Genomic DNA, 8,804 nt, shown 5'->3' with positions numbered 1-8,804 from the left:
GTAAACAACTTCATTTTCTATTTCTAAGAGGCGATTGTACTTAGCTGTTCTCTCTGAGCGAGCAGTAGAACCTGTTTTTATCTCGCCACAGTTTAGTGCAACAGCAAAGTCTGCAATGAAAGCATCTTCACTCTCGCCTGAACGGTGACTCATAACACACTTGTAGCCGTTTCTTTGAGCAAGGCGGACAGTAAGCATAGTTTCGCTTACCGAGCCAATTTGATTTGGCTTAATCAAGATAGAGTTTGCGATCCCTTTTTGGATTCCTTCGTTGAGTATGTTAGCATTTGTAACAAAAAGATCATCGCCTACAAGCTGTACTTTGTCGCCCAACTTTTCGGTTAGTATCTTCCATCCGTCCCAGTCATCTTCGCTTAAGCCATCCTCTATAGAGACGATTGGATATTTTGAGCATAAATCAACATAGTAATCAACAAGCTCTGCAGAAGTTACTGTTCTGTTTTCGCTATCTAGTCTATAGCCGCCATCTGCAACAAGTTCGCTTGCCGCAACATCAAGAGCGATTGCCATCTGTTCTCCCGCTTTGTACCCAGACTTTTCTATCGCTTCCATAATGATCTGGATAGGCTCTTCGTTTGAGCTTAAATCGGGCGCAAAACCACCTTCGTCTCCAAGAGCCGTATTGTGTTTTTTTGCTTTTAAAATAGCTTTTAAGTTATGGTAAACCTCTGCTGAGGCTTGAAGTGAAGTTGCAAAATCATCAAATCCGACCGGCATAATCATATACTCTTGAAAATCTACCGAGTTGTCGGCATGTGAACCGCCGTTAATAATGTTTAACATCGGCGTAGGGATAACCATAGCATTAGCTCCGCCAAGATAGCGGTAAAGAGGGATACCCAAACTCTTTGCTGCGGCACGTGCAACTGCCATAGAGACACCCAGAACTGCATTTGCACCTAGATTTCCGTAGTTCTCAGTTCCATCAAGCTCTTTCATTGTGGCATCGATTACGGCCTGATTAAACGGAGAAAGCCCGATAATAGCATCAGAAATTTGACTGTTTACATTTTCTACCGCTTTTAGTACGCCTTTGCCCATATATCTGCTGCCGCCATCACGAAGTTCCAGCGCTTCGCGCTTGCCAGTACTCGCGCCAGATGGCACGATTGCACTCTCTTTTGTTCCATCACTAAGCTCTACTGTAGCTTTTACCGTCGGGTTTCCACGTGAATCCATCACTTCTATTGCACTAACATTATCTATAAACATTATTTATCTACCTTCTTTTATAAAAAATTTTAATTTTATATCGCTTAATGGGCGGATTATAAATCTGCATCCTCTATCTCTAGAGTATCCATTGTCATAAGTGAGTTTATGCCCATGGCCGCTTTTATCTTCTCTTCAATTTCGCGAGCCATTTCTGGGTCTTCTTTAAACTTAGCCTTGACATTTTCACGCCCTTGACCGAGCTTTGCCTCTCCATAAGAGAACCAAGCGCCACTCTTGTCTATGATATCAAGCTTAACGCCATAATCTACAAGTTCGCCCTCTTTTGAGATACCTTCACCGAACATTATATCAAACTCAGCTTGACGAAATGGAGGTGCTACCTTGTTTTTTATAACCTTTGCTTTTACACGGTTGCCTATTTGGCTCTCGCCCTGCTTTAGAGATGCAATACGCCTAACATCTATACGAACCGAAGCGTAAAACTTAAGCGCATTTCCTCCGGTAGTAGTCTCCGGCGAGCCGTATCCCATCATACCAATTTTCATACGAATCTGATTGATAAAAATAACCGTACAGTTCATTTTATGCAAAATACCCGTTAACTTACGAAGAGCTTTTGACATAAGACGTGCTTGAACACCGACATTTTGGTCAGACATTTCACCCTCTATTTCAGACTTTGGCGTAAGCGCCGCAACCGAGTCGATAACTATCAGGTCTATTGCGCCGCTGCGAGCGATAGTCTCAACTATGTCTAAAGCCTGTTCACCGTAATCCGGTTGAGAAACAAGCAGATTGTCAACATCAACACCAAGATTTTTAGCATACCCGACATCAAGGGCATGTTCTGCATCAATAAATGCACAAATACCGCCGGCTTTTTGGCACTCTGCCGTTATTTGAAGTGCCAAAGTTGTCTTTCCTGAACTCTCAGGTCCATATATCTCGACAACTCTGCCCTGCGGTACTCCGCCAATGCCGAGTGCAAGGTCAAGTCCAATAGAACCGGTACTAATCGACTCAATCGGCATTATCTCTTTATCGCCGAGTCTCATAAGCGCGCCCTTGCCGAATGCCTTATCAATCTGTTTCATAGCTAAGTCTAATGATTTTTGTTTATTCGCGTCCATATTTGACTCTCTTATATTAAATTTAGACTTATTGTACGACAACTTTTGATTTTTATTTTAAAATATTGCAAATTGTCATATTTTTATACAGAAATTCTATATAAAATTAGTGGGATTTTATCCTTATTTGGTTAAAATTTAGTTTATATTTTTAAGTAGATAGGCGACTAATTTGAAAAAAACAGTTATTGCACACTCTCCGGACGCTGATGACGTATTTATGTATTATGCTATTAAGTTTGGCTGGGTAGATATGGATGGCGTAAAATTTGACAATATAGCCGAAGATATTCAAACTCTAAACGAAAAAGCACTTGAGGGAGTTTATGAGATAGTCGCAATAAGCTTTGCCCTCTACCCTCATATAAGAGATGATTATGCTCTGTTGAGCACTGCCGTTAGTTTTGGAGAGGGTTATGGACCTAAACTCATCAAAAAAAAAGGTGCCAAACTCAAGCGCAATTTCAAAGTTGCTCTTAGCGGCAAACATACAACCAACGCTATGCTTTTTCGCATTGCCTACCCTGACGCCAGAGTGACATATATGAACTTTTTAGAGATTGAGCAGGCTGTTCTTGATGGAAAAGTTGACGCGGGCGTGCTTATTCATGAGAGCATTTTGACCTACAATGATGCGCTTGAAGTTGAGAGAGAGATATGGGACATTTGGCAAGAACTCGCAGGAGATGAGCTTCCTCTTCCTCTGGGAGGCATGGCGATTAGCCGCTCTATACCTCTAAACAGAGCCATAGAGTACGAGCGCACCCTAACAAGAGCAGTGCAAGTTGCGCGCGATCACAAATATAAACTCTCACAAATGCTTCTTGAGAGGGATCTTGTACGCATAGATGCGCCTACTTTAGATAAATATCTTGAACTTTACGCAAATGACAACTCCATAACGCTAAGCGAAATACAGTATAAAGCTATAAACAAGCTTTTTGAGATTGGCTACAAAAACGGTTTTTATGATTCTCCTCTAAAAGTTGAAGACTTTATGATACCGACTGAGTATCAAGAGATAAGAAATTCATAATGGAAGCAAAACTTGTCGCTCTTGGAATTGAAACATTTAAGATAGCGCTCCTTCTCGCGCTTCCGGGTCTTTTAACGGGTATGTTCATAGGTTTGGCGGTAAGTATATTTCAAGCTACTACACAGATCAACGAGATGACTCTTAGCTTTATTCCTAAAATTATCGGCGTAGTTATTGTTGTAATATTAACGATGCCTTGGATGCTAAACTCGATGACCGACTTCTCTCTTAACATATTTAACATGATTCCAGACTTTGTAGAGTAATGAAGAGCCAAACAGTAAACTTATCCAAATTTTCTTCAATTAAAATCGGCGGAAATTTAGATGTTTTTCTGCTTGAAGATTGCAACCAAAACTATGAAGATTTTTACATTATCGGCTCATGTAACAATGTTTTGATGGGCACAAAATCTCCTCCTCTTTTAAAACTGAGCAAGAAGTATGACTATATAAAGATAGAGAACAGCACTCTTAAAATCGGCGCTGCTACGCCTTCGGGGAAAATAGCCTCTTTTTGCAAAAAACATAATATTGCAAATTTTGAGTTTCTCTCCCATCTACCGGGGACTTTAGGCGGTTTAGTCTATATGAACGCGGGGCTTAAAGAGTATGAGATATTTAATCATCTGCTCTCTATAACCACATGTGGCGGTGTTTTTCAAAAAAGAGAGATTGCGTATGGATACAGATTTACAAACATTAAAACTCCTATTTTAGAAGCCGTGTTTACGCTTGAATATGGTTATGACAAAGAGAAGCTCTTAATGTTTAAAAGTATGCGGGATAATCAGCCCTCAGCGCCGAGTGCGGGGAGCTGTTTTAAAAATCCACAGAATGATTATGCCGGCAGACTCATAGAAGCAGTCGGACTTAAAGGTTACAGAGTGGGCGGAGTGGAGTTTAGCTCAAAACACGCGAACTTTTTGGTAAATGTGCAAAACGGAACTTTTGATGATGCAATATTTTTGATACAAGAGGCTCAGAAACGAGTATATGCTGAGTTTAAAATCTGGCTTGAGTGTGAAATTGCGGTTTTAGATATGAGATATATGGGTGAGAATTCACCGCTTCATAACCCCTACAAAGAGTAGGAATTAGATCGGTAGAACTCTTATCTTCTTAGATAGTTTCTCTTTAAGCGTTGACTCAATTGCGTAGAGAGTTCCTGTCGCAGAACTTGCACATCCGTTACATGCACCTAAATATCTGATATATACGTCGATATACTCATCACCGGGCTTTACGTCGATTACTTCCATGTCGCCGCCGTCCATGATTAAAAACTGACGAACACTCTCATCTATTTCAGCATCAATTGCTTTAATCTGCTGCACCAAAGTCATCGACTCAAAACTTCCTTTTGAGCCTGCATCCGCAGCTGCCTTCATCTTCTCTTCATCCATCTCACGACGTGTATCTCTTAAAATATCCACTAGATAGTACTCCCTTTTTTCATGTCCGCCAGGTTTTATACAGCTTTTACAAAAACCACCTGCTTTTGTGTAATCCGTAATCTGCTCAATAGTTGTCAAGTCGTTTAGTCTAATAACCTCTTGAAGAGTTCTTAAACTAACGCGAGCACACTCACAAACGATTATCTCCTCTTCAAAAGTCTCTGAATCAACACCGAGATAAAGTCCTGCAGCTTTTTTAATAACATCGTAAGCCATAACTGAACAGTGCATCTTTTGAGGCGGAACAGCAGGAGTCTCTGGATTGTCTCTTAGAGCAAATTCAACATCGATATTTGTTATCTTTACAGCCTCTTGAACAGTTTTGCCGATACAAAGTTCAGTCATGATGTCTGAACTCGCAATAGCAGTTCCGCATCCAAAACTTTTAAACTTAGAGTTTACGATAACATCTGTTTTTGGGTCAACTTCCCAGTAAAGACGCACAGCATCCCCACAGCTCTCAGCTCCAAAATCAGCAACAATAAGTCTGTTGCCGTGTGATGCAGCCTCCTCTTCTGTAATCTCGCCCTGATGATTTGGGTTATTCATCAAAGTGGTTACTTTATTTGAGTAAGCATCCCATAAAGAAGCCCCCAATAAGTCATTTTTTGCCATAATACTTCCTTTAATTTATTTCATAAATTCAAGGGAACCTTTTTCCCTGATTTGTCCGCAAAAGGAACTCGTCCCTTTTGCTTCGCTAGCCGCTGTGGCACTAAAGCTTGACACGTTCGTGTCAGAAATTTATACTTTCATTTAACAAAGAATCGCTATTCATTGAAAAGCAATCAATGGTGGTGTAACTCACACTCTTTTGATTCGCCGCCAGGAGTCGGTCCTACTTTTGCGAATGAGCTTGAAATTGCACGAAGTCTGAAAACTGCTTTTTTAAAGTGCTCAATCGTGTAGTCAACCTCTGCATCTGTAGTAAAACGGCTAAGGCTTAAACGAATGCCGGTATGAGCAAGTTCGCTATCTGCGCCGATTGCAAGCATAACTGTATTTGCCTGCAGATCTTCACTTGCACAAGCCGAACCTGTAGAAGCTCCGATTTGACCGTTGTTTAGATCCCAAAGCATACCTTCACCCTCAACACCTCTAATGGATATGAGTATAGTATTTGGTGTTCTGTTGTCTCTATCACCTACAACAAAAGTATCACTTAACTCCAAAAGAGCATCTTCCAAGCGGTCTCTTTTTGCTCTTATTGAAGTTATCTTTTCATCTATATTTGTAGTTGCAAGCTCAATTGCCTTACCCATCGCCACGATATATGGAACATTGAGTGTTCCTGAGCGTCTTCCACCCATATGCTCGCCGCCATGTAGAAGCGGAGAGAGCGGCTGTGAATCTTTAATATATAGCGCGCCTACCCCTTTAGGGCCGTGAAATTTATGTGCGCTCATAGATAAAAAGTCAACATGTACATCTTGAAGGTCAACAGGAATTTTTCCAACTGCTTGAACTCCGTCTGTATGGAAAAGAACACCCTTCTCTTTACATATTTCGCCAATCTCTTTAATAGGAAAAATCATGCCCGTCTCGTTTGACGCCCACATGACAGAGACCAAAGCCGTCTTGTCAGTTATAAAACTCCTGACAACATGAGCTTCTACAACACCTTGATTATTTACGGGTAGATAAGTAACTTTTACGCCCTCCTCTTCAAGCGCTCTACATGCCGCCAAAACTGATGGATGTTCAACCTCTGTTGTAATAATATGGTTTTTGTCACCGTTTACTATATGGTCCAAATAAACAGATTTTAAAACCCAGTTATTTGATTCGGTTGCGCATGACGTAAAAATAATATCATCATTGTCACTTGCATTAAGCGCCGTATAAACTTGATCCATCGCTTTTTTAAGTGCAGGATGCGAAGCAGTACCAAATTTATGAAGTGAGTTTGGATTACCGTAAATCTCACTAAAAAATGGCCCCATAGCCTCAACGACTAATGGATCAACCATTGTTGTGGCATTATTATCTAAATAAACTAGCATATTTAACCTTGTTTTATCGAGTTGTTTTTAATTAAGACATTTTTTGTCTTCTTTTACTTCTGTTATAGTATTAGTTTTGTTATTTGAATAAGCTTAAATGAAACTGTGCTTATATAATATTTAAGCTATAATTATACATTGAAACAAAATAGGAAAACCAATGTGTAATTTTAACAAACATAATGAAGAAACCAAAGCAATCATACACCTTTTGATGCAAAAGTGTGTAGAGAGTGTCGGAGGAGTCAATTTTCTTTTAGGACTCATCGAAGCCATAAAAGAGAAAAAACCAAACGCTTTAATCAGCAGCAGTTGCAAAGTTGACTCAAAAGAGCTCAATATAAAATGGAATAAAATAGTTTTTAAAGATAAATTTGATGTTTTAGAAGATGCTATTCGCTCACATAGAAGCTCAGAAAATCCAGATTTTAATCTTCTTCAAAGCGATAGTCAAAAAAAGAAAAAAAAGATTTTAAACATGGTCAAAACTTTAGCGCCGATAGAGTTTAGCGTAAGGGTTAAAAACTCTGAAGATTTTGAGGGGTTTAGCTTTAAAATATTTGAAACTATTGAGGAGGATTGCGTAAAAATCAACCCTATTTTTGTAGCATTATTTTTCTGTTCAACCGAATATATGAAAAAGGTTCTAAGATACGAGATTTCTGATTTGGATGTTAGGAAAGATCTATAATCTTATACTCTGATGGCTCCATGCCATCAACACTAAACTCTCCAAAACGCACTCTGTGAAGTGCTACTACCCTATTTCCTACTGCACCAAACATTCTCTTTACCTGATGATATCTTCCCTCGCAAATCTTCAACCTTACCAAAGTTGGCTCTATTATCTCCATTTTGGCACTAAGAAGCGGTTTTTTCTCTCCCCTTAGCATAAGAGACCCGCTTGTAAAAATCTCTGCCTCATCCCCTCTCAAAGGTTCTGCAAGAGTAGCTTCATACACTTTAACCACATCGCTTTTTGGACTGGTTAATTTATGATTCAACTCCCCGTCATCCGTTAATAAAACCGCACCCGTAGTGTCTGCGTCCAATCTTCCGATGGTAGAAATCTTTGGATTTCTTCTTTGCCAGCGCTGTGGAAGCAGAGAGTAGATAAGCACTCCAGCGTCATCATGAGAGCAGATTACTCCGCTTGGCTTGTTCATCAAAATAACCAATCTCTCATCATCAAGTCTCTCACCCTCAACCGTAATGTCGCTGTGGTAAGCTTTTTGTCTTACATCAAAAACCCTGACGCCCTCTATACATACTAGGTTTTTGCTCAAAAACTTTTTTGCTTCACTTCTTGTGCAGTACCCTAGACTTGAGAGGTGAGCGTCAACTCTTTTATAGCTGTTTTGCATATTTATCACTTTTTTTGCAATCCTACCATTTTGTGGGTTAAATTATATACAAAACAAAAGTAGGTATAATCGCAAAAATAGAATCTGATACAAAAGTATCAAGCTTTAGTGCCTTAGCGGCTAGCGTAGATGGCAGAATTACTTCTGACGTCGTTATAAATAAATGGAGGCTTCCTTCATTTTATGTAATAAAATTAAGGAATTATACGTCATGGGACAAACTATAACCGAAAAAATATTCTCTGAGCATGTCGGCAGAGCTGTTCATGCAGGTGAAATCATCCGCTCTAACATAGACATGGTTATCGGAAACGATATTACTACTCCTATATCTATCAGCGCTTTTAACCTCAGCGGCGCTGAAAAACTTGCAAATCCGGATGGATTTTCTATAGTTCTTGATCACTTTATACCGGCAAAAGATATCGCAAGTGCGAACCAAGCGCGAATAAGCCGTGACTTTGCAAAGAAGCACAACCTAAAGAACTTTTTTGATGAAAAAGATATGGGAATCGAGCATGCGCTTCTGCCTGAAAAAGGTCTTGTCTCTCCGGGTGATGTTATCATCGGAGCAGACAGCCATACATGTACACACGGCGCGCTTGGAGCATTCTCTAC

The 8,804-nt window shown here is 39.9% G+C and carries 10 protein-coding genes; 5 read left to right on the top strand and 5 right to left on the bottom strand.

The features are described from left to right. Both eno and recA read right to left on the bottom strand, forming a co-directional pair. Nucleotides 1-1,233 (bottom strand): phosphopyruvate hydratase (gene eno / locus RQ763_RS06395; protein ID WP_314151844.1); only part of this gene is annotated, 1,233 nt, incomplete at its 3' end. Between the two features lie 56 nt (nt 1,234-1,289). Further along, nucleotides 1,290-2,327 (bottom strand): recombinase RecA, encoded by a 1,038-nt coding sequence (gene recA / locus RQ763_RS06390; RefSeq protein WP_294928553.1) that lies wholly within the window; start codon nt 2,325-2,327, stop codon nt 1,290-1,292. A 172-nt stretch (nt 2,328-2,499) separates the two neighbouring features. Here recA and RQ763_RS06385 point away from each other — a divergent pair, with 172 nt between their 5' ends. The 3 genes from RQ763_RS06385 to RQ763_RS06375 are packed head-to-tail and all read left to right on the top strand — an operon-like array spanning nt 2,500 to nt 4,456. Further along, the gene (locus RQ763_RS06385; protein ID WP_314151842.1) at nt 2,500-3,363 is read left to right on the top strand and encodes a menaquinone biosynthesis family protein; all 864 of its coding nucleotides are present in this window, start codon (nt 2,500-2,502) and stop codon (nt 3,361-3,363) included. Continuing rightward, nucleotides 3,363-3,629, top strand: a complete 267-nt coding sequence (fliQ, locus tag RQ763_RS06380) for a flagellar biosynthesis protein FliQ (protein ID WP_314151841.1) — start codon at nt 3,363-3,365, stop codon at nt 3,627-3,629. The genes RQ763_RS06385 and fliQ overlap by 1 nt, the downstream gene beginning before the upstream one ends. Beyond that, nucleotides 3,629-4,456: a UDP-N-acetylmuramate dehydrogenase gene (locus tag RQ763_RS06375; RefSeq protein ID WP_314151840.1), complete on the top strand. Its 828-nt coding sequence runs from the start codon at nt 3,629-3,631 to the stop codon at nt 4,454-4,456. Before fliQ ends, RQ763_RS06375 begins: the two co-directional genes overlap by 1 nt. A 3-nt stretch (nt 4,457-4,459) precedes the next feature. Here the strand turns inward: RQ763_RS06375 and RQ763_RS06370 are convergent, their stop codons facing one another. Both RQ763_RS06370 and RQ763_RS06365 read right to left on the bottom strand, forming a co-directional pair. Beyond that, a complete protein-coding gene (locus tag RQ763_RS06370; protein ID WP_314151839.1) occupies nt 4,460-5,434 on the bottom strand; it encodes an iron-sulfur cluster assembly scaffold protein in 975 nt (324 codons plus the stop codon). 173 nt (nt 5,435-5,607) lie between these two features. After that, nucleotides 5,608-6,822, bottom strand: a complete 1,215-nt coding sequence (locus RQ763_RS06365) for a NifS family cysteine desulfurase (RefSeq protein WP_314151838.1) — start codon at nt 6,820-6,822, stop codon at nt 5,608-5,610. A 160-nt stretch (nt 6,823-6,982) separates the two neighbouring features. Between RQ763_RS06365 and RQ763_RS06360 the strand changes: the two genes are divergently transcribed. Further along, nucleotides 6,983-7,513, top strand: coding sequence for a hypothetical protein (locus RQ763_RS06360; protein WP_314151837.1), 531 nt, complete (start codon nt 6,983-6,985; stop codon nt 7,511-7,513). On the opposite strand, the gene RQ763_RS06355 is transcribed toward RQ763_RS06360, so the two are convergent. Then, the gene (locus RQ763_RS06355) at nt 7,497-8,186 is read right to left on the bottom strand and encodes a 16S rRNA pseudouridine(516) synthase (protein WP_314151836.1); all 690 of its coding nucleotides are present in this window, start codon (nt 8,184-8,186) and stop codon (nt 7,497-7,499) included. The two genes, RQ763_RS06360 and RQ763_RS06355, sit on opposite strands and share 17 nt — an antisense overlap. Nucleotides 8,187-8,397: 211 nt before the next feature. Between RQ763_RS06355 and RQ763_RS06350 the strand changes: the two genes are divergently transcribed. Then, the coding region (locus RQ763_RS06350) for an aconitase family protein (RefSeq protein WP_314151834.1) at nt 8,398-8,804 on the top strand (407 nt) is incomplete at its 3' end.

Origin of the sequence: Sulfurimonas sp. (assembly GCF_032250635.1) — a bacterium.
GTDB lineage: Bacteria > Campylobacterota > Campylobacteria > Campylobacterales > Sulfurimonadaceae > Sulfurimonas.
This window is presented reverse-complemented; position numbering and strand designations above follow the sequence as displayed.

Excerpts from the sequence above, each read along its gene's own strand:
- RQ763_RS06360 (WP_314151837.1), top strand. The coding sequence starts at position 6,983 with ATGTGTAATTTTAACAAACATAATGAAGAAACCAAAGCAATCATACAC.
- RQ763_RS06365 (WP_314151838.1), bottom strand. The coding sequence starts at position 6,822 with ATGCTAGTTTATTTAGATAATAATGCCACAACAATGGTTGATCCATTA.
- RQ763_RS06370 (WP_314151839.1), bottom strand. The coding sequence starts at position 5,434 with ATGGCAAAAAATGACTTATTGGGGGCTTCTTTATGGGATGCTTACTCA.
- recA (WP_294928553.1), bottom strand. The coding sequence starts at position 2,327 with ATGGACGCGAATAAACAAAAATCATTAGACTTAGCTATGAAACAGATT.
- RQ763_RS06375 (WP_314151840.1), top strand. The coding sequence starts at position 3,629 with ATGAAGAGCCAAACAGTAAACTTATCCAAATTTTCTTCAATTAAAATC.
- fliQ (WP_314151841.1), top strand. The coding sequence starts at position 3,363 with ATGGAAGCAAAACTTGTCGCTCTTGGAATTGAAACATTTAAGATAGCG.
- RQ763_RS06355 (WP_314151836.1), bottom strand. The coding sequence starts at position 8,186 with ATGCAAAACAGCTATAAAAGAGTTGACGCTCACCTCTCAAGTCTAGGG.